Genomic DNA, 20,058 nt, shown 5'->3' on the forward strand with positions numbered 1-20,058 from the left:
ATCGGTATCGCCCGAAGCGTACATCGTATCGTGTCCCGTCGTCGGGCCCGTTTGCGTATAGACGACCCGGAGGCTCAAAGGCGGGTTTGATCGATCGCGGGCGAGCCAAGCGAGCAGACCGAGCGCAGCCGACGGCTCCCCGCCGACGGGTGTCGCTTATCGGGCTCGAGCCCCTACCGGAGACAATGAGCGACACCCCGGTTTCGGATCGGGCGAGTCCCCCGGAGGGCACCCTCGCCGGTGAAGTCGGCTCGGGGGGCACCGACGCGGCCGACGAACCGGCGCTCGTCATCGAGGGGCTCTCGAAGCGCTTCGGCGCCGAGGAGGGGGTCGTGGCCGTCGACGACGTGAGCTTCAGCGTCGACCGCGGGGCGGTCGTCGGCCTGCTCGGTCCCAACGGCGCGGGCAAGACGACGCTCATCAAATGCGCCCTCGGGATCGTCGTGCCCGACTCGGGGTCGATCCGGGTGTTCGGCACCGACGTCGCGGCCGGCCGGCGGGCGGTGTACGCTGACGTCGACGCCATGCTCGAGGGGGCCCGCAACGACTACTGGCGGCTCACGGTCCGGGAGAACCTCCGGTACTTCGCGACGATACGCGGCGTCGATCCCGACTCCGTTAGGGCCCGCCACGACCGGCTGTTGGACCGCTTCGACCTCGCGGCGAAGGCCGACACCCCGGTGCGGGAACTGTCGCGAGGCATGAAACAGAAGGTGTCGCTCGCGAGCGCCCTCGCCGGCGGCGCGGCGCTCGTGTTTCTCGACGAGCCGACGCTCGGACTCGACGTCGAGAGCTCCCGGACGCTGCGGCGGGAGCTGCGGCGACTCGCCGACGAGGAGGGCCTGACGATCGTCCTCAGCGGCCACGACATGGGCGTCATCGAGTCCGTCTGTGATCGCGTGATCGTCATGTCCGAGGGGCGCGTCGTCGCCGACGACGCGGTGTCGGCCCTCCTCGAACGGGCCGATCGGAACCGCGTCAGGCTCGCGGCGACGGGCGTCGATCGGTCGGTCCTCGACTCGCTCCGACGGGACTTCGACGTGTACGAGGTGAGCCGCAACGGCCGACGGACCCGCCTCGAGTTCGCGGCCGGCGGGACGGAACTGTACGATCTGATGGACGCCCTCCGGGCCGGCGGCGTGACGATCGAAGACGTCCGGACGGTCGACCCCGACCTCGAGGACGTCTTCCTGACACTCACGGAGGACGCCCCGACGACGGACGAACGCGGGGAGACGCCGTGAACTCCGAGCCCGGCTCCGACAGCGACGGCGCTGACTCTGGTATCGACGCCGATCCCGCTGTCGCCGACTCTGACACCGCCGACACCGAAACGCCCCGCCCGGCGACGTACTACCACCTCGCGCGGGCCGTCCTCTATCGGGAGTACCTGATCTTCGTCCGGTACCCGGCCAACGCGATCGGCGGCATCGTCATCGCGCTGTTTTTCTTCGGCGTCCTGCTGTACGGCGGCCGAATCGTCGCCGGACAGGCGCTTGCGGACTCGCTCGAAGGCATCATCGTCGGGTACTTCCTGTGGACGCTGTCGGTCGGCGCGTACTCCTCGGTGTCGAACGACCTCGGCAGCGAACTCCAGTGGGGAACGCTCGAACGCCACATCACGACGCCGTTCGGTTTCGCGCCCGTGGCGCTTTTGAAAGGCGCCGCGAAGGTCGTTCGGACCTTCCTGACGAGCGCGATCGTCCTCGCCGTCATGCTCCTTCTCAGCGGGACGACGCTGCGGCTCGACCCGATCACGATCCTCGTCGTCGCCGGGCTCGCGATCACGTCCGTCCTCGGGCTCGGCTTTGCCGCCGGCGGGATCACCGTCCTGTACAAGCGGATCGGCAACTGGCTGAACCTCCTGCAGTTCGGCTTCATCGTCCTCATCTCGGCGCCCGTCCTCGACGCGCCGTGGACGCGCGCGCTGCCGCTGGCCCACGGCAGCGCTCTCCTACAGCGCGCGATGGTCGACGGCGTCCGGCTGTGGGAGTTCGGTCTCGGCGAACTCGCCGTTCTTCTCGCCGTGGCGCTCGGATACCTCCTCGGCGGGTACGTCGTGTTCCACTACGCGACGCGTCGGGCGCGGCGGCTGGGCGTCCTCGGGGACTACTGAGCGCAACGGCGACGGCGAGACGGGCCGTCTCAGTTCCCGCCGCCGGTCTCGACCGCCGACTCCTCGAGTTCGACCGTCGCCGGCGTGTCGTCGGCGCCGACGACCTGGGCCTCGGTGATCTCGAGTTCGCCCGTGTTGCGCGTGATGTTGAAATCACCGCTGACCTGTGCGCCCGTCGTCACCTGGTAGGGCCCGGTCGCCTCGACGGATGTGTTCGTGTAGCCGTTCTCGGGGCCGAACTCGTCGTACCCGGTCGTCGAGTACGGGAGGTGCAACTCGAACTCGCCGTTCCCGTCGGCCCGGGCGAACTGGGTGTACCGGAAGGTCTCCCCCGAGGGCTTTTCCAACTCGACTGTCGCCCGGACCTCCTGGTTGGCACCGGCGCCCGACCCTTCGACGCTCGCGCCCGGCACGCGCTCGAAGGTCCGCACGAGCGATTGCCCCCGGACGTTCGTGTCGTAGACGAGCCGGTAGTGCTCTAAGGCCTCGACGCGCTCGGAGGGACCGACGATCTGTGCGTTGGAGGTCTCGTTGACGAACTCCCGGGCCGCCGTGACGTTGTCGAAGCTCTCGACGGGCTGGCTTTCCTCCCGGAAGGTCCGGACCTCGCTGCGCTCGCCGGTCCGCTGGTTTTCGACCTCCCGGACGTTGTCCCAGGTCACGACCGACGGCTGGGCGTCGGGCTCGACCGCGCTGCCGTAGTACCGGAACAGCCGGACCATCTGGCTCTCGTAGAACCGCTGGGTCTCCAGTTGGGTCTCGAAGCTGATCCGGCCCTCCTGGCTCTCGCTGTACAGCGCCCACCGGAAGTCGTCCCGTTCGACCTCGGAGTCGCTGTAGAACGTGACGGGCGCGCTGAACTTCCCTTGGAGCATCTGCCAGTCGATCATCACGTACCGCGTCTGGCCGCCCTCTGTGCTCTGTCGTTCGAGCACCTCGGCGGCTTGCTCCTCGCTGGGCGCGAGCAGGTAGTTGGCCGCCTCGCCGGCGTTCTGCTGGAACGGGTTGGCGTTCGGTATCCGCTCGCCGCGGACGGTTATCCAGTGGCCGTAGTCCCACCACGACTGGACGCCGTAGGCCCCTTCGGGGTACTCGAAGTCGCCGTCGGCCGGCCGGTCGTAGGTGCCGTAGTACTCCATCGCGTTGTCGTTGCCCTCCAGTTCGCCGGGTTCGGGCGTCTCCTCGCTCATCCACTCGAGGCTGTCGTCCCAGACGGTCACCGGGCCGGGGCCGCCGCCCGCGCCCGCCGCCCAGACGGGCGTCGTCAGCATGACGAGCGGCGCAACGATGACGACGATCACCGAGACCGCGGCGATCGCCTGCCAGCCCTTGATCGTCTCCACGTCGGTCAGCGGGCGGTTCAGATCGATCGCCGACATCGACAGCTGGAAGAAGTACGCGCCGCCGACGGCGACGACGACCGCGAGGTAGTAGTTGAACCGCGTCTGGGTGAACGCCATGCTGGTGATGAACCCCGCCCACACGACGAAGTACAGCTCCTCGGTGTCGTACTTCGCCAGAAGCGTCGCGCCGACGAAAAGCGCCGTTGCGATCGCCAGCCCGACGAGTTGCCACGTGAGCCCGACGAGCCCGCCGATGAACTCGTACAGCGGCGTGATGACGTACACCGAGCCGACGATCGGGAACGCGGCGATCGCGTACAGCGTGTGGTTCGTCTCGTCGCTCCCGACGAGCGGGCGGACGAGGATATAACAGATCACGGCGAAGGCGAGGACGAAGACGAGCCCGTACTGCGCGCGGATGAACTCGGCGAAGCTCCGTTGGGCGAGCGGCGGCTGGGCCTCGCCGATCGTCTGGGCGGTCGCGCTCGCACCGAAGGCGAGCCGGCCGGTAATGTTGCCGACGATCGTCGACCACAGCGAGGGAAGAACGAACGAGAGCCCGATCGCCGACACCACGATCAGCCCGGCGACGGCCGCCGGGTACCTGTCGGCGCCGAGTTCCCGGGCCTCCCACTGGCGGGCGAGCAACGCCAGAAAGACCGCGCCGAGCGCGACGCCGAGCGGCAGAACGATCTGCGTGAGCGAGTACCCGCTGACGCCGAACGAGAGGTCCTCGAGCGGGATGAGCTGCATCGCGCCGGCGACCGCCATCGCGATCGCGGCGGCGAAGGCGATCGGCTCGGGGCTGTCGCCGTGGTAGACGTCGCTCGTCATCTTGACCGCGACGAAGATCCCGGTGAACCCGACCATGAGCACGCCGGGCTGCCACGTCCACATGTACAGCCCGAGCGCGACGCCGGCGCCGACCGCGTACAGCGCGGGCCGTTTCAGCGCTGTCCAGTCGCGATCGACGACGAGTTCCCAGATCGGCTTCTCTTTGACCGCGACCGCGAAGGCGGTGAGAAACGCCAACACGGCGAGCGTCTGAAAGAAGACCTCCCCCATGTGGTGATCGCTGAACCCGACAAGCCCCATCCGAAAGAACCGCCCCGGGAGCAACGCGAGGATGGCGACCGCCGAGACCGCAAAGAACCGATCGAGAAACCGACGCGCGAGAAAGTACACCACGACACCCGTGAAGACGCTGAAGATGGGCGTCATGAACAGCATCGCCTGGAGCGTGCCCGCGTCGCCGCCGCCGGTGATCGGCGACGCGAGGACGACCAACACGGCCATCATGTGGTCCCACAGCGTCCCGAACGCCCCGGCGGTCGTCCCGAACGGGAACCCCGTCCAGGGGTCGAACGCCATCGTCCCCGGGTAGTTCTCGAGGATGTAGCTCGTCTCGCGGTAGTGGTACCACGCGTCGTTGCCGGTGAGATACACCTCACCGTCGCGGACGAAGTTGTCGTACGATCGGATCCGCGTCCAGAACATGAACGCGAACACCCCGAGGAGGGCCGGGACGTGATACCATCGCCTGAGGAGTTCGACCGGCTCGGCGTCGAGTTCCGCGGCGAGGTCGTCTCGCGTGCTCATTACGCTACGACAGTCCCAAAACGTCCATAAGCCTTGTTATACTCACCCCACCGCAGGGCCGACCGCGCCCGGCAGCTAGTAAACGAACGACCGAACGCCCCGCCTCGGGCGGACGCCTCAGGAGGCGAGGACGAGCGGTTCGTACCACTCGCGGTTCTGTCTGTACCACGCGACGAACGCCGAGACGCCCTCCCGGATCGTGTACTCGGGGTCGTACCCGAGTAGCTCCTCGGCCTTCGTCGTGTCGGCGTGGGTGTGATCGGCGTCGGCGTCGTACCGCTCGGCGTACTCCAGTTCGCGCTCGGGGGCGAGTTGATCGCGGATCTCTGCCGCGAGCGTCCCGATCTCGATCGTGTCCGTCGAGCCGACGTTTATCGCCTCGCCGTCGGCGCTGTCGGTCCCCAAGAGCGTCCGGTTGGCCGCGAGCACGTCCTCGATGTACGTGAAGTCCCGCGTCTGCGTGCCGTCGCCGTAGACGACCGGTGCGTCGCCGTTGAGACACCGCGAGACGAAGTTCGAGATCGCCATGTTCGGCCGCATCCGCGGGCCGTAGACGGTGAAGTACCGCAGCGCGACCGCCGGAACGCCGTACACCTCGTGGTACGCGCAGGCGTAGCGCTCGGCGGCGAGTTTCGACGCGCCGTACGGCGAGACCGGCAGCGTCGGATCGGTCTCAGAGAAGGGGAGATACTCCTCGCGACCGCCGTAGACCGACGAGGAGGACGCGAGGACGAACCGCCGAAGATCGGTCTCGCGGGCCGCATCGAGCAGATTGAGCGTCCCGTCGACGTTCACGGCGTCGTACTCCCGGGGCGCCTCGACGCTCGGCCGGACGCCGGCCTTTGCGGCCTGGTGATAGACGGCGTCGGCGTCGGCGACGAGCGACCCGATGAGGTCGGCGTTCCGGACGTCCCCTTCGACGAACTCGTACCCGACGTCGTGTCTGTCGGCCGCTTCGCGGTGGGTCTCGAGGGTGTGCTCCTTGATCCCGAGATCGTAGAACGGGTCCATCGCGTCGAGAACGGTCACGTCGTGGCCGTCCTCAAGGAACGCCTCGGCGACGTGACCGCCGATGAAGCCCGCTCCGCCGGTGACGAGGATACGCATGCCCGGTGTTCGGCGAGGCCCGGTTTGTCGGTTCCGGTCCCTCGTCGGACGCGACGCCGGCGTCAGCCCCGGTCGCTCCCGATCGATCGGAGCGCGTCGAGACACACACCCAGCCCCGGCGCGCGGTGTGAGATCCACAGTCCGGTCGTCGCGAGGAAAAGCAGCGACTCGAAGATCCCAGCCGGGGTTTTCGAGAGTTCGATCAGCGCCTCGAGGATCGTGTAGCCAGTCCCCGAACCGCCGGACTGCGAAACAACCGGCCACAGAAAAAAGCGGAGTTCGCCGAACTCGCCGGCGGCGATCCGGTAGACCGAATCGCCCGCCAGATGCGTGCCGTGGCCGACGACGAAGGCAACGCCCAACTCGGGTCGCCCGTACTCCGCGGCGAGTCGGTACACGATCGCGGCGAGAACCGCAGCGACCAGAACCGAGTGCCCGAGCGAACGGCCGCTCGGGAGCACGCCGAGATACCACGCCAGCGGCTTATCGAGCAGGTCCGGAAACTGCGTTCCGACCGCCAGGGCGACGACGGCCGTTCCGCCCGGCCGGGCGCCGTCGCTGTACCGACACAGCGCCGCGTAACACAGGTACCCGACGGCGGCGTGGCCCCACGGGAGCACTACTTCGCGTTGTCGCCACCCGCTGAAAACGGCTGTGGAACGGACCCGATCGGGTCGGACCGGCCGGATCGAACAAACCGGATCGGAACGGCCGGATCGGACCGCCCGAATCGGGCCGGATACCCCACTGTTCACCCGCCGCCCCCGCCGATCCGGCGTGATCCGAGAGAGCGGCTCCGCGACGGACAAAACGCATAAGCCGATACCCCACGTACGGTGAGTACTCATTACATGTCGCCGGCCGCCCTCGACCGCCGGGCGATCCGACCGTATCTCGCGTTGATACGCGCGCCCTTCCTGTTGTTCACCCTCCTCGTCGTTTCGGTGCCGGCGGCCGCCGCGATAGAGGCCGGCGCGTTCGACCCCGCGAACACGGCCCTGGCCCTCGGGAGCGTCCTCTTCGGACACGTCGCGGTCAACGTCCTCAACCTCGTGAGTGACTACCGGACCGGGATCGACGAAGCGACGGAGGAGACGCCCTACAGCGGCGGGAACGACGTTCTCACGAGCGGGGCCGTGACCTACCGCCGCGCGCTCGCCTTCGGCGTCGGGTCGCTCCTGCTCAGCGGGCTGTTCGTCGTCCCGCTCGCGTTGCAGTTCGGGCGGGTGGTGCCGTTTTTTTACGCGATCGGGGCCGTGCTCGTCGTCGGCTACACCGACGTGTTCGCCCGGGTCGGACTGGGCGAGTTCGCCTGCGGTCTCGGGCTGACGTTCCTCCCGACGGTCATGGTTGGATACGTCCAGACCGGGACGCTCACCGAGCGCCTGCTGTACCTCTCGGTGCCGATGTTTCTCGTCGGGTTCAACCTCCTGTTGTTGAACGAGTTCCCCGACGTCGAGGCCGACCGGCCGAACGGGCGGGTGAACGTGCCGATCGTGTTCGGCCGCCGCCGGGCGGGACAGCTCTACGTCGCGCTCGTCGGGGCGACGGTCGCGAGCGTCCTGTACCCGATCGCCGTCGGCGCGCTGCCGGCGACGGTCGCGATCGCCGTCCTGCCGGTCGCGCTGTTGGTGCCGGTCTTCCGGGGGATCAACTCCGGGACGGACCCGGAGATCACCGACGACGAACTCGGCGCCCACATCCTGTGGACGCAGGCCACGATCGCGACGCTCGGTGCCGGCATGCTCCTCGCCGCGTGGCTCTGAGAGACCCCGCGAACGCCGTTCAGCGCGCCTCCGCGGGCGTCGACCCCTCCGGGGCGACCCGGTCGCCGTACAGCAGCCAGGCGGTGAGACACAGAAAGCCGACCGAGACGGCGGCGACGACGAGGAGGTGGCCTCCGAGCGGCAGTTGTGACCGCTCGGAGGCGAGGGCAACGGCGGTACTCGCAAACGTCGCCAGCCAGCCGCCGACGCCGATCCCGACGGCCGTGTACCTCCCGACAGCCCCCGGCGTTGCGAGGTCGGGCCACAGCGCGAACGCGACGGTCGTATAACAGCTCACGGCGAGGACGTAGACGAGCGACAGAAGCGTGGCGAGGACCGCCGGGCCCCCGACGACGGCGTCGTAGGCGTACAGGAACTGCGCGGCGGCGAACAGCGCGAACGCCGCGGCGAACAGCCAGCGGTGGTCGGCCTTCGCGTACGCGACGCCGGCGGCGAGCCCTCCGACGACGTGGACCGACGCGATCAGCCCCCGCGTGCCGGCGTCGGGCGACTGCCAGGAGGCGTCGACGAAACGCGACGCCTCGACGATGCGGACGAAGCCGAGGCTATCGACGAAGAACGCGCCGAACAGGAGCACCACGCCCGCGACGACCGTCGCCGTAGTCGTAGTCGTAGTCGTCGACAGCCCCGATCCCGGCGCCGCGTCGCCCCGTGTCCGGTGGGCGAGTCGCCCCGGACGCGCCCCCGGGGTCGAGAGGACACCGAGCAGGAGCCCGGCCGGAACCAACACGGCGATGGCCGCCGGAGCGAAGCGCCCGGCCGTCCATCGGAACGGGAACACCGCGGCCAGAGAGAACGCGAGAGCGGTCACGGCCCCGGCGGCGTAGCCGCGCTTTTCGGGGACGACGAGATCGGAAAGCAGGCCGAAGGCGAACGGGATCGCCGTCCCCAAAAGCACCGACGCGGCGAGGATCCACGCGATGAACCCGGCCGGGGAGTCGACGGCCCCGACGGCGCGGGTCGCCGCGATCTGTGCGGCGATGACGCCGAACAGCACGCGGAACTTGAACCGGACGCCGACCGCCGGCCCGAGCCGATCGAGCAGGCTCCCGGCGACGAGCGTCACCGAGAGGGTCGCGACCGCCAGCGTTCCCATCGCGGCCGCGAGTGCCCCCGGCGACAGCCCCACCCGCTCTACACCGATGTCGGTCAGCCCGAGCTGGACGAAGGTGAGGTTGTAGTAGTACGCCGCCGTCAGGACGACGACGTAGACCCCGAACGCGATCGCCGCCTCGGTTCGGCTCCTGTCGGTCGCGGCTTGTGGGTTCATGCGCGATGCCGTTGACCGACCTCCGGCTCGGACGCAAAAAACCGTACCCATCCGCCGACGCCGACACCGACGCCGCGTCGGGTCACATCGGGTCGGGTCAGACCGGCGTCGGCCTCCACGAGCGCGGACGAACGACGGTGAGCGGGCGCGCCCTACGCCGACGAGGCGGAGGCGAGGACGTCCTCGCCGTCGAGCGCCGCAACGAGTTCGCTTTCGGCGACGACGCGGGCGTTCGACGGCGGGTCGGGCGCGGCGTCCGTCGCGAACACCCGGCCCGACCGCCCGCCCACGAGTTCCGCGTTCGCGTCGGCCGTCGGTCCGGCGACGACGACCGCGTCGGCGGCTCCGAGCAGCGCCTTCGCCGCCGAGCGCGGCTCGCGACCGATCGGCGCGAACGCCCGTGCCGTCACGACGTCCCGCGCGACCGATCGGGCGGTCACCGCGGCGACGTCCCCCGCCGGGAGCACGCCGGCGGTGATCTCGAAGCCGGCATCGGCCAACCGCCCGAGCGTCCGCGCCGCCGCCTCGCCGCCGCCGACGACGTGGACCCGATACCCGCGGGGCGGATCGGCCGACAGCGGCGTGACGGTCGCCGTCCCGGTGACCGGGTTCGTCCCGACGGCGGCCCTGACGCCGAAGGCGGTCTCGAGCCGCTCGGAGGTCAACACCGCCTCCGGCGGCCCGACGGCGAGGAGCCCGCCGTTCGCCACGAGCGCGAGCCGATCGCAGAACCACGCGGCGAGGTCCAGATCGTGGACGGCCGCGAGGACGGCCGTTCGCTCCCCGGCGAGCCCGCTTGCCATCGAGAGCGTCCGGACCGCGTGGTTGATGTCGAGACTCGCCGTCGGCTCGTCGAAAAGCAGCGCGGGCGTCCGCTGGGCGAGCGCCCGAGCGAGGACGACGCGCTGGCGCTCGCCGCCGCTGAGGCTCCCGACCGACCGACCGGAAAACCGCGCTGTCTCGGTCCGCTCGAGCGCCGACTCGACGGCGTCGCGGTCGGCCTCGTCGGCGGTGGCAAACCGGGACCGATGCGGCGTTCGGCCCATCGCGACGACGTCCTCGACGTCGAAATCGAAGGCCAACTGCGTCTCCTGAGGGACCGTCGCGACGAGCCGGGCGATCTCCCGGGCCGAGCGCGTGGTCACGTCCGCGCCGTCGAGCGAGACGGTCCCCTCGTCGGGCTCGATCAGCCCGTTGCACGTCCGCAGAAGCGTCGTTTTGCCGGCGCCGTTTGGCCCGACGACGGCGAGGAGTTCGCCCCGCGAGACGGCGAGCGAGACGCCGTCGAGGACGGTCTTCCCGCCGCGTTCCACGCCGACTGAGTCGAGTTCGATCACAGCGCGTGCACCTCCCGGCTCCGGAGCAGGTACAGGAAAAACGGCGCTCCGAGCGCCGCGGTGACGATCCCGACCGGCACCTCGGTCGGCCCGGAACGCGCAACGGTATCGGTCGCGACGAGGAACACGGCGCCGGCGAGCGCGCTCGTCGGCAACAGGATCCGGTGGTCAGGCCCCACGACGAGCCGCATCACGTGGGGCACGATGAGCCCGACGAAGCCGATGACGCCCGACACGGCGACGGCGGCGGCCGTCACGACGCTCGATGTCGCCAACAGGACGCGTTTCGTTCGCTCGACCTCGATCCCGAGCGTGTGGGCGTCCGACTCCCCGAGCAGGAGGACGTTCAGGTCCCGCGCGTAGGCGAGCAGGACGAGAAAAAACACCGCGACGATCGGCAACGCGAGGCGCACCCGCCCCCACGTGCTGTCGTGGAGGTGACCCATCAGCCAGTACACCGCCGTCTCGAGGTCATCGCCCGCGCTCAACAGCAGCACCGAGATCACCGCCCCCAGGAACGTCTGTAACGCGATACCGGCCAAAAGCAGCGTCGCGACGGGCGTCCGGCCCCCCTCGGTCGCAACGGCGTACACGAGGAAGGCGGCGATAAGCGCGCCGCCGAAGGCGAACGCCGGGCGCCCAAAGGGGACCGAAAGCGGCACGACGATGAACGCGACGGCACCGACCGCGGCCCCGGAGGAGACGCCGATGATCGAGGGATCGGCCATCGGGTTCCGGAAGAACCCCTGCATCACGGTCCCGGCCGCGGCGAGCGCGAAGCCGACGATCGCGCCGAGCGCGATCCGGGGGAGGCGTATCTGCCGGACGATGAGTTCCGTCGAGCGCGGCACCTCGGCGGCGAACGGCCGGATCCAGACGACAGAACCGCCCCCGGCCGTCGGCACCCGGATCCGGCCGAGGAGGACGTACGCGACCTCGAACGGACCGATCGCCGCGTACCCGAACGCGGTGCTCGCGAGGACCACGGCGACGAGGAGCGCGCCGAGGGCCGCAGACCACGCGAGCGTCCGCCGGAGAACCATGCGTACAACTGCGGTTGTGTTAGGCAAATACTTGTTGTCCTCCCCGCTCTGTTCGGGTATGCGCTCTCAATCCCGGCCCCGGCCCCGCGGCGCTCGATCCCGGACTCGGCTCCGATCGGTCCTGCTCGCCGCCCTCGTCGTCGCCGCCGTGGGTGTCGCCGCTGTCTCCGCCCCCGTCGGCGCACAGTCGGGACCCGACGCGTCGCCGACGTGTTCGTTTCCGGTCTCCGAGACGGACGCCACCGACACCACCGTGACGGTCACCGAACGGCCCGAGCGGATCGTCGTCCTCCAGCCGAGCACGGCACAGACCGTCTGGGAACTCGGCGCGGCCGACCGGGTCGTCGGGGCGCCCGTCGGCCCCTACACGGGGTACCTGGCGGGCATCGGTACGAGGGAGGACGTGACCAACGCCGACGAGTTCAGCGTCAACCGCGAGGCCGTCGTCGCGCTGGAGGCCGACGTCGTCCTCGCGGCGAACGTCGTCCCCGACGACACCGTCAGCGGCCTCCGGGCGGCCGACCAGACCGTCTTCGTGTTCGGGTTCGGGACGTCGCTGTCGTCCGTCGCCGAGAAGACCGAACTGACGGGTCGGCTGATCGGGTCCTGCGGGGCGGCGACCGACGCGAACGCGCAGTACCGAGACCGCATCGAGGCGGTCGAAAACGCGACCGAGGGCCGCGAGTCGCCGCGCGTGCTGCACTACTCCGGGGGACCGGCGGGCCACGTGGTGGCCGGTTCGGGGACGTTCATCGACGAGATCATCACGACGGCCGGCGGCACGAACGTCGCCGCCGAAAACGGCATCGAGGGCTACGGACAGATCAGCGACGAGGCCGTCGTCGAGTGGGACCCGGAGGTGATCTTGGTTTCCGAGGACGGTTCGGGGGTCCCCGACTCCGAGGCGTTCGCCTCGACGTTCGCCGTCCGGAACGACCAGGTCGTCGCGGTCGACGGGAACTACCTGAGCCAGCCCGGACCGCGGGTCGTGATCGCAATCGAGGAGCTCGCGGCGGCCCTCGAGGCGGCCGAGACCGATGGCGGCAACACCGCGGCCGGAAGCGAAAGCGACCCCGAGGACGCGCCCGGGTTCGGTGCCGCCGCCGCCCTGATCGCGCTCGCCGTGGGCGTCCTTCTCGCCGAACGACGCCGCTGACGGCCACACCGCACGCCGCGGTGCGCCCGCTCGCTCGACGCCGGGCTTCGGTACGAAACCGCTCACGCCCCGTTCGCGTAGAGCCGCACCGTGACGATGCTGCCGGTCGGGTCGTTCCGGTCGAACGCGAGCTCCCCGCCGAGCTGTGTGACGGCCCAGCGCACGAACCAGAGCCCGATGCCGCGGCCGTGTTTCGCCTGCGTCTCCGCCCCGGCGGCGAGGATCTCGCGCTCCCGATCCGGGATGCCCGGCCCGTCGTCCGCGACGACGAGCTCGGCGGTCTCTCCCGGCCCGGCCCGGACGGTGATCCGGACGTTGGGAGCGTCGCTGTCGGCGTGTTCGAGCGCGTTTTCGAGCAACTCACGGAGGAGACGCCGCACGACGGCCTCGTGGGTCACGGCTTCGATCGCCGTCGCGTCGAGTTCGATCTCGCCCCGCTCGACGTCCGACCGGAACCGATCGGCGACGGATCGCGCGACCGCCGCGAGGTCGACGGTCGTCGGCGGGTCCGCGAGGGCGCTCATCACCTCTTCTGTCTCTCGGGCCTTCGTGCCGAGCCGGACCGTCCTGTCGAGGATCGTCCTGATCTCGGTGCGGACGTCCTCGTCGTCGATCCGGTTCGTGTGGGCCAACACCGCGTCGAGATCGTTTCTGACGTTGTGTCTGAGGATGCGGTTGAGCACCGAGAGCCGCTGTCGGCGGGTCCGGCGGTCGGTCACGTCCCGGAGGAGGACCGTCCGGGCGACCGGCTCGCCGCCGCCCGCGGAATCGGAGACGCCGGAGACGCTGAACTGGAACCGGCGCCGCCCCTCCGGCGTTCGCAGCGATACGGTCCCGTTGGAGCCGGCAGAGAGGTCCGCGTCCCCGAGCCCGTCGGCGACGGTCTCCAGGGGCTCGCCGACCAGTTCCGCGCCCTCGCCGAAGCGGTCGGCCGCAGCCTCGTTTGCGTCGAGGACGTACCCGTCCGAATCGAGGACGAGGACGGCCTCCCGGAGCGTCTCGACGACGCGCGTTCTGGCGACGTGATCGGCCTTCGGAAAGCCGGTCGTGACCGGATACCGCCGGACGGCGACGGCCAACAGCGCGCCCGCGACGAGCAGCCCCACGCTCGCGCCGCCGACCGGTTCCGAGGAGTCCCGGGCGAGTTCGAGGAGATACGGCGCTGTGACCCCGCCGGTCACGACCGCCACCTGCGCGTTCGAGACGCGGGGGTGGTCACCGCCGAAGCTCACCATCACGTAGGTTCCGTACACGTACAGACAGAACGCGACGAGCAGTTCCATCCCGACCAGCGGCGCCAACCGACGCTCGATCGCCGTCTCGGAGGACGCCGTCGCGAGGACGACGCCGCCCCAGACGAGCGGGAGCACGAGAGACGCAAACAGCGCCGCCGTCCACCGCCGCGAGAGCCGCCGGCCGGTGTAGCTGCGGGCGTACGCGACCCACACCCCCGGAAGCAGAAACGCCGCGGTGACTCGGACGGACGAACAGAGCGTCGAGACGGCGTCGGCGGGCGCGATCGCGGGGAGTTCGCCGCAGAGCGAGGCGGCCGCCCACAGCGCCAACACGGCGAGCAGCGCGATGAACGGCTTCGCACTCGGGGCCTCGCGTCTCCGTACGGTCCGCGACAGCGCCCAGAGGAGACACCCCGTCGCCGAGGCGGTGAGCCCGACCGTCAGCAGCGTCGATACGAGCGTCATGTGTCGTCGGTGTTCGTCCCCCCGGATCGCCCGTGTCCGCTCCGCGTCGTTCGCTCGCGTCGTCCGCCGTGCGGTCCTCGTCCGGCCTCTATGAGGACCCGTTCTCGGCGGCCCCGCCGAACTCGGAGAGCGACTCGCCGGCGCGGATCGCGATCGGTTCGTCCTCGATGCCGGAGCCGACGAGGACGCCGACCATCTCCTCGTCGACGTCCCCGATCGACACCGCCTCGCTCGTCTGTGAGACCCCCTCGAGTTCGACGTCAGTGAGTTCGACCTCTACCCGGTGGGCGCCCGTCTCCTCCCAGACGTCGTCGTACGCCACGACGTTGCTCTCTCCGCCCGACTCCGTCGAGGGGGCCTCGAACGTCTCGGTGAGCACCGTCCCATCGGACGGGCCGGCGATCTCGATGGACCCGCTGACGGTCCGATTCAGTTGGTTGAGCACGTTGACGTCCCCGAGCACGCGGTTCGCGAGGCGATCCACGGCGGCCGTACAGCCGGCGAGGGATGCGAGCGCCGCCGCGCCGCCGACCCGGAGGATCCGTCGTCTACTCGTCGTCGCGTCCCGATGGGTGCCGTGTCGCGTCATTCGTCGGTCGCGTTTCGGTGGAGTGTCACGGGAGACATAAACCGACGCGCCGTGTGTCCGGGGCTGAAACAGCGCCGGCCGACCCGGAATCGGGGCGGGCGTTTCGGACCCGCGTCCGGCCTCGGTGTTTCACCCGGCGAAACACCCCGGAACCGGTATCCGAGCCCCCCGCGAACCGTCGTCCATGTCGGCACAGGCAAATCCGCTCCGCAATCCGCTCTTTCGGTGGGGGGCGCCGGCGGTAACGGCCGCGGTGATCGCCGGAATGGCGCTGTTTCTCATCGAGGACCGGACGCTCCGGTTCGCGATGCTGGCGATGGCGCTTCTCGACGTCATCCTCACGCCGCAGATACTGAAGCGGGCGGCTCGGAGCGCATAGCGGCCTCGTCAGCGGGTGCGCATGTCCGTTCCGTCCGTGCGCTCTCTGTCAGTAGCCCTTGCGATCGATACCGGCGAACGCCTCGAGTATCTCCTCGGCGTCGGGCAGCAGCCGACAGACCCGATCGCGGAGCGCCGCGATCCGCCCGTCGAGGGCGGCGAACTCCTCGTGGTCGGCCAACCGATCCGGCGGCAACTCGGCGGCGATCACCGCCCGTTTCGACTCCAACTCGAAGTACTCCCCCAGGAGTCGGTACGCGAGGACCCGACACTGCTGATCGACGGCGGCCCTGATGTCCTCGCGTTCGACCGGCTTACAGAGGTAATCGTCGAAGGGGAGATCGAGGAGTTCGAGGCCCGGATCGATGGCCGTCACCATGATCACCCGCGTGTGCATGTCGTACTCGCGGAGTTCGGCGAGGACGTCGTCGCCCGAGCGGTCCGGCATGTGCCGGTCAAGGAGGACCACGTCCGGCGGTTCCGACGGGTCGATCGCCGACAGCGCCGCCGCCCCGTCGTAGGCGACCGTGACGTCGGCCACGCCCTCCAGGCGGAGGGCGTAGGCGTCGGCGACCTCCTTCTCGTCGTCAACCATGAGCACCCGCGGCTGGCTGACGTAGATGTCCTCTGGCATCTCCGACACCTACCGACCACACCGATTAATACCCACGGGTTTCAGATTCGCCCCCGCGGGCGCCGGACTCTGTACTACTAGAGTACCCCCTGAAGAGGGGACCTAGGTGTGTAGCATCGCGTTACAAATGGCAGTCGGCACGAGTGTGTCGTGACGATGTCGAACGCGACTCCCTACGGCCGCCCCGAACCGACCGGCGCACAACGGGACGAGACCCCGCCCGTCGATTCCGGGGCCGTCCTCGCGATGCTCGGCGACGAGTACGCCCGGGCCATACTGAAAGCGATCAGCGCCGGCCCGCTCCCGGCGCGGGAGATCGCCGAGCGCCTCGATCTCTCGCGCGCAACGGTGTACCGGCGACTCAACCGTCTCGAGAGCGCCGGCGTCGTCGAGGCGTCGGTCTCGTATCACCCCGACGGCTACCACCGCAAGCAGTTCGCGACGGACGTCGACCGCCTGGTGCTCTCTATCGACGCCGACCGGATCGACGTCGACCGCCCCGCCTGAACCCTCGGCGCGACGCGGTCGATCGGGGCGCCGGCTCTGCGAGCGCTTCGACCCCGGTTGCGCTATGCGGCCGCGACGAGGACGCGCGCGAACACCGCGAGGAGAAACGCGATCGCGACGAGGGCGAACCCCGTCAGTTTCACGCGCCGTCCGTAGGCGTCGAGGCCGTCGTTCGTATAGAGGATCGTGACGAGCCGCGAGGGGTGCCGGAACGGGCTCGGCGGCCGGGGGCCCGAGATCCGATCGCGGAGGCGGCGGTACTCGGTGAACGACCAGACCGCGTACAGCGCGAGCCCGACCACCAGCCCGACCGCGGCGACGGCGGCCGTCAGCACCGCGATCCCGACCGGATCCGTCGGCCTCGCCCGCACCGACGAGGACTCCGCGGCGTACAGAAGCGCCGCCGCGGAGACGATCGCACCGAACAGAAGCGTCGGAGCGGCCACGAGGAGCCGTTTGCTGATCCGGTTGACGGCGTCGCGGTCGACCCCGAAAAGCGTCTCGTAGCGCGCCGACTCGCCGTCGTCGGCCGCGGACAGCGCCGTGTCCCGTCCCGGGGTGCGTGCGCCGACGGCGTGAAGCGCCGTCAGGACGGCGATGAGCCCCCCGATCCCGACGAGCCTGAACGGCGCGAGCGTCGTCCGCCGCTCGAGAAACGCGGCCCCCGGATCGCCGGGAGCGACGTAGGCGACGGCCCTTGCGCCGGGCTCGTAGGGCTCGATCGCGCGCTCCGCGTCGCTTCGCGCGACGTATATCGGATCGGTCGATCCCGGGAACATCCGCTCGCTCGTGTACCGGGTACCCCGGTACCGGTAGGTGTGCTCGACGCTGACGCGGTAATAAACCCGCCGTCCGGCGGACCTGCTGATCTCCGCCTCCGTGACCGTCGTTTCGACCGCAACGGCGTCCTCGACGGCGTTCGACTGTTGGACGTAGTCGTACCCGCCGTAGCCGGCAACACCGATCCCGACGAGGAGCGCGATCAGGATCAGCGGGGTGACCGTGACCGGCGTTTCCCGCACGGTGAACTGCATGCCATCGGAGTGTACGAAGACCCGTTAGTAAATCCTCGGACGGGTCTCACGGCCAGCAACTCCCCGAAAGCCGGGTCCGTGCGGCGACGAGTTGCCCTCGCCGACGGTGTGGATTCCGACACCGTTTCCTCGCTTCTCGCCGTCCTTTCGGTCGATGAGCCCGCTCGATCCGATCGTCGTCGCGACCGCGCTGTTGGTCGCCGGCGTCGTCGCGAGCGTCGTGCCGTTGGTGCCGGGCGGTGCGGTGTCGACGCTCGGGGTGGCGTACTACTGGCTGGCGACGGGTGATCCCGGCCCCCTCGCGCTGTTCGGGCTCGTGGCCGTGGGCGTCTGCACCGTCGCCGTCGATCTCCTCGAGGGCGCGATCTCGGCGCGGATCGGCGGCGCGTCGGTGCGGACGACGGCCGTCGCCGCCGTCGCGGCCGTCGGGCTTCTGTTCGTGCTCGGCCCGCTCGGTGCGCTTCTCGGCGTTGTCGGGGCGGTGTTCCTCTCGGAGTACCTCCGTCACGGCGACGCCCGCCGCGGGGCGCGGACCGCGGCGGTCACGGCTGTCGGCATGCTCGCCTCCGCGGCGATGCAGGTCCTGCTCACGGCGTCGATGCTCGTCGGGTTCCTGCTCGCGGTGTGGCTCTGATCGCCGTCCGCCCGACCGACGGACACTTGCCGCCGCCGGCCGTTCGCCGCCGCATGGACCCGCGAACGACCGTGCGAGCGTACTACGACGCGCTCCGGGCGGGCGACCCGCTCGGCCCGTACTTCGCCTCCGAGGACGAAACTGCACCCGGACCCGCGAGCAGAACCGGACCCACGAGCGAGCACGAGAGCGACGACAACGGGGACGACCCCTTCGTGAAGTTCGGCATCTCCGAGCGCCTCGTCGGCAGCGAGGAGATCCGAAGCGGGCTCCGGGCACAGACGGAGACGACGACCGACTGGGACGTAGAAAGTCACGCGCTCCGGGTCTGTGAGCGCGACCGCTGTGCGTGGTTCAGCGACGAGGTCACGATGGCGTGGACGACGAGAGGCTCCGGCCGCCGCCGCGAGTTCGAGACCCGCTGGAGCGGGACGCTCGCGCGATCGGCCGATCGGTGGCGGTTCGTCGGGATGCACGTCAGCACGGCCGACGACCTGTGAGGCCCCGGAGCGAACGCAACCCGGCCTCCCGCGCCGCCCGCCGCCGACGGCTTCTTGTCCTCCGAGCGCCTACAATCATTTATGCTGAACACGCGGACGTCGGCCGATCCGCACCGACTCGCCGACCGGCTCCCGGCCCCGCCGGGGGAGTGGACTCGGACCGACAACGACGGCGGGATCGTGGAGTACCGCATCGCCGGCGACGACGGCGTCTGTGCCGCGGCGAAACTGACGATCAGGCCGGATCACCTCAGCGAACGCGCCGTCCGTCTCGACCGGACCCAGGGGTGTCAACGCGTCGGCACCAGCCGTTTCGACGCCGTGGACGCGGCGGTCGAAACCGTCGAGACCGAACTCCGCTCGGCCGCCGAGTGACGCGGCCACACCGCCGGGCCAGCGGGATCTTCGGCGCTCGGTGCGGGCGGCCTCGCGTGTGCGCGGACCAAATCACTCCGAAGCCGAGGACGACACCGTTATTGGCGGCCGGACGCTACGTATGGGAATGGTACCCTCCAATACACCCTCCGAGCGGCGGCCGTCCCACGAGGCGAGGCTCTGTTGTGCCGATTGCGACCGCGCGAGTCTGATCAACGGCGACTGGATCATCGAGGTCCACGCCGACCGCCTCGACTACGAGTGCCCCGAGTGCGGGACGACGATCGACTCCCGCCGGGACGGGGCGGCGTTGGCCAGCCAAAGCAGCGGGGTGCTTCAGCCGGACGGCGCCGAGTGAGACGCCTGTGGTACGGTGCGTCCGCGTACCGTTCGGTACGCACCCCCTTCGAGCACCGGGACTACACCGGCGTAAACCGCTTGTGCGCGCCCCGCGATACGGTACGTAACCGATGACCGAGGAGTTTCCCATCGCCGGCCTCCCGACGCCGGATCCCGAGTTCGAGCCAGAGCGGGTCGTCGACGTCCAGCTGACGGCGCTTGCGACCAACGACGACCCCTTCGAGAACGCGGGGATCGGCACCGCGTACAACTTCGCCTCGCCGGCCAACCGGCGCGCGACCGGGCCTTTTGAGCGGTTCGTTCGGATGGTCACCGGACCGCAGTACGCCCCGATGGTCGATCACGTCGAGGCGACGACCGGACCGGTAGAACGGGACGGAGCCACCGCCGAACAGCGCGTCACGCTCACCGGCCCGGACGGGCGGACGGAGACGTACGCCTTCGGCCTCTCGCGGCGACGCGAGGGCGCACTCGACGGCCACTGGCTCACCGATCGGGTCGTACTCGAGTGAGCTGCCGGTCTCGTCCGCCGATCGGGCGTTCGCGGACCGCCCCCGACGGCGCCGGCGCGTCAGCCGCACAGCACCCT

At 70.0% G+C, this 20,058-nt stretch carries 21 protein-coding genes; 11 read left to right on the forward strand and 10 right to left on the reverse strand.

Going from position 1 to position 20,058, the window contains the following annotated elements:
• Positions 1–185: 185 nt before the first annotated feature.
• Positions 186–1,244: an ABC transporter ATP-binding protein gene (locus tag Q0916_RS05870; protein WP_299235618.1), complete on the forward strand. Its 1,059-nt coding sequence runs from the start codon at positions 186–188 to the stop codon at positions 1,242–1,244.
• Between the two features lie 41 nt (positions 1,245–1,285).
• On the forward strand, positions 1,286–2,116 hold the full coding sequence (locus tag Q0916_RS05875) for an ABC transporter permease (protein WP_349254512.1): 831 nt from the start codon (positions 1,286–1,288) through the stop codon (positions 2,114–2,116).
• Positions 2,117–2,145: 29 nt separating this feature from the next.
• Here the strand turns inward: Q0916_RS05875 and Q0916_RS05880 are convergent, their stop codons facing one another.
• The 3 genes from Q0916_RS05880 to Q0916_RS05890 all read right to left on the reverse strand — a co-directional run bounded on the left by Q0916_RS05880 (position 2,146) and on the right by Q0916_RS05890 (position 6,785).
• On the reverse strand, positions 2,146–5,058 hold the full coding sequence (locus Q0916_RS05880; RefSeq protein WP_299235624.1) for an oligosaccharyl transferase, archaeosortase A system-associated: 2,913 nt from the start codon (positions 5,056–5,058) through the stop codon (positions 2,146–2,148).
• Between the two features lie 117 nt (positions 5,059–5,175).
• Entirely contained in the window at positions 5,176–6,165 is a 990-nt protein-coding gene (locus Q0916_RS05885) for a GDP-mannose 4,6-dehydratase (RefSeq protein WP_299235627.1), read from the reverse strand.
• A gap of 62 nt (positions 6,166–6,227) precedes the next feature.
• Complete coding sequence (locus Q0916_RS05890; RefSeq protein WP_299235630.1) at positions 6,228–6,785, reverse strand: metal-dependent hydrolase; 558 nt, start codon at positions 6,783–6,785, stop codon at positions 6,228–6,230.
• A gap of 216 nt (positions 6,786–7,001) precedes the next feature.
• Here Q0916_RS05890 and Q0916_RS05895 point away from each other — a divergent pair, with 216 nt between their 5' ends.
• The gene (locus tag Q0916_RS05895) at positions 7,002–7,931 is read left to right on the forward strand and encodes a prenyltransferase (protein ID WP_299235633.1); all 930 of its coding nucleotides are present in this window, start codon (positions 7,002–7,004) and stop codon (positions 7,929–7,931) included.
• A 19-nt stretch (positions 7,932–7,950) separates the two neighbouring features.
• Here Q0916_RS05895 and Q0916_RS05900 read toward each other — a convergent pair whose 3' ends face one another.
• The 3 genes from Q0916_RS05900 to btuC form a co-directional block, all read right to left on the reverse strand.
• On the reverse strand, positions 7,951–9,222 hold the full coding sequence (locus Q0916_RS05900) for an MFS transporter (RefSeq protein ID WP_299235636.1): 1,272 nt from the start codon (positions 9,220–9,222) through the stop codon (positions 7,951–7,953).
• 152 nt (positions 9,223–9,374) lie between these two features.
• Positions 9,375–10,559 carry an ATP-binding cassette domain-containing protein gene (locus Q0916_RS05905; RefSeq protein WP_299235639.1) on the reverse strand — a complete coding sequence of 395 codons (1,185 nt, stop codon included), beginning with the start codon at positions 10,557–10,559 and terminating at the stop codon, positions 9,375–9,377.
• Positions 10,556–11,602, reverse strand: a complete 1,047-nt coding sequence (btuC, locus tag Q0916_RS05910) for a vitamin B12 ABC transporter permease BtuC (RefSeq protein ID WP_299235642.1) — start codon at positions 11,600–11,602, stop codon at positions 10,556–10,558. Before btuC ends, Q0916_RS05905 begins: the two co-directional genes overlap by 4 nt.
• A 58-nt stretch (positions 11,603–11,660) precedes the next feature.
• Here btuC and Q0916_RS05915 point away from each other — a divergent pair, with 58 nt between their 5' ends.
• On the forward strand, positions 11,661–12,758 hold the full coding sequence (locus Q0916_RS05915; protein ID WP_299235645.1) for a PGF-CTERM-anchored ABC transporter substrate-binding protein: 1,098 nt from the start codon (positions 11,661–11,663) through the stop codon (positions 12,756–12,758).
• 62 nt (positions 12,759–12,820) lie between these two features.
• On the opposite strand, the gene Q0916_RS05920 is transcribed toward Q0916_RS05915, so the two are convergent.
• Together Q0916_RS05920 and Q0916_RS05925 are read right to left on the reverse strand one after the other, a co-directional pair.
• The gene (locus Q0916_RS05920; RefSeq protein WP_299235648.1) at positions 12,821–14,458 is read right to left on the reverse strand and encodes an ATP-binding protein; all 1,638 of its coding nucleotides are present in this window, start codon (positions 14,456–14,458) and stop codon (positions 12,821–12,823) included.
• A gap of 88 nt (positions 14,459–14,546) precedes the next feature.
• A complete protein-coding gene (locus Q0916_RS05925) occupies positions 14,547–15,047 on the reverse strand; it encodes a hypothetical protein (protein ID WP_299235651.1) in 501 nt (166 codons plus the stop codon).
• 184 nt (positions 15,048–15,231) lie between these two features.
• On the opposite strand from Q0916_RS05925, the gene Q0916_RS05930 reads away from it, so the two are divergent.
• On the forward strand, positions 15,232–15,426 hold the full coding sequence (locus Q0916_RS05930) for a hypothetical protein (protein ID WP_299235654.1): 195 nt from the start codon (positions 15,232–15,234) through the stop codon (positions 15,424–15,426).
• A 48-nt stretch (positions 15,427–15,474) separates the two neighbouring features.
• On the opposite strand, the gene Q0916_RS05935 is transcribed toward Q0916_RS05930, so the two are convergent.
• Entirely contained in the window at positions 15,475–16,059 is a 585-nt protein-coding gene (locus Q0916_RS05935) for a response regulator (protein WP_299235657.1), read from the reverse strand.
• 156 nt (positions 16,060–16,215) lie between these two features.
• Here Q0916_RS05935 and Q0916_RS05940 point away from each other — a divergent pair, with 156 nt between their 5' ends.
• Entirely contained in the window at positions 16,216–16,566 is a 351-nt protein-coding gene (locus tag Q0916_RS05940) for an ArsR/SmtB family transcription factor (RefSeq protein WP_299235660.1), read from the forward strand.
• Positions 16,567–16,628: 62 nt separating this feature from the next.
• Here the strand turns inward: Q0916_RS05940 and Q0916_RS05945 are convergent, their stop codons facing one another.
• Positions 16,629–17,600, reverse strand: coding sequence for a DUF3592 domain-containing protein (locus Q0916_RS05945; protein WP_299235663.1), 972 nt, complete (start codon positions 17,598–17,600; stop codon positions 16,629–16,631).
• Between the two features lie 154 nt (positions 17,601–17,754).
• Here Q0916_RS05945 and Q0916_RS05950 point away from each other — a divergent pair, with 154 nt between their 5' ends.
• From Q0916_RS05950 to Q0916_RS05970, 5 genes are all read left to right on the forward strand, one after another.
• On the forward strand, positions 17,755–18,234 hold the full coding sequence (locus Q0916_RS05950; protein WP_299235665.1) for a DUF456 domain-containing protein: 480 nt from the start codon (positions 17,755–17,757) through the stop codon (positions 18,232–18,234).
• A gap of 53 nt (positions 18,235–18,287) precedes the next feature.
• A complete protein-coding gene (locus Q0916_RS05955) occupies positions 18,288–18,734 on the forward strand; it encodes a nuclear transport factor 2 family protein (RefSeq protein WP_299235668.1) in 447 nt (148 codons plus the stop codon).
• 81 nt (positions 18,735–18,815) lie between these two features.
• Positions 18,816–19,109, forward strand: a complete 294-nt coding sequence (locus Q0916_RS05960; RefSeq protein ID WP_299235670.1) for a hypothetical protein — start codon at positions 18,816–18,818, stop codon at positions 19,107–19,109.
• Between the two features lie 121 nt (positions 19,110–19,230).
• Complete coding sequence (locus tag Q0916_RS05965; protein ID WP_299235671.1) at positions 19,231–19,467, forward strand: hypothetical protein; 237 nt, start codon at positions 19,231–19,233, stop codon at positions 19,465–19,467.
• A 112-nt stretch (positions 19,468–19,579) separates the two neighbouring features.
• Positions 19,580–19,981 carry a DUF4864 domain-containing protein gene (locus tag Q0916_RS05970; RefSeq protein ID WP_299235672.1) on the forward strand — a complete coding sequence of 134 codons (402 nt, stop codon included), beginning with the start codon at positions 19,580–19,582 and terminating at the stop codon, positions 19,979–19,981.
• Positions 19,982–20,058 lie beyond the last annotated feature (77 nt).

Source organism: Natronomonas sp., from assembly GCF_028274965.1.
Lineage (GTDB): Archaea > Halobacteriota > Halobacteria > Halobacteriales > Haloarculaceae > Natronomonas.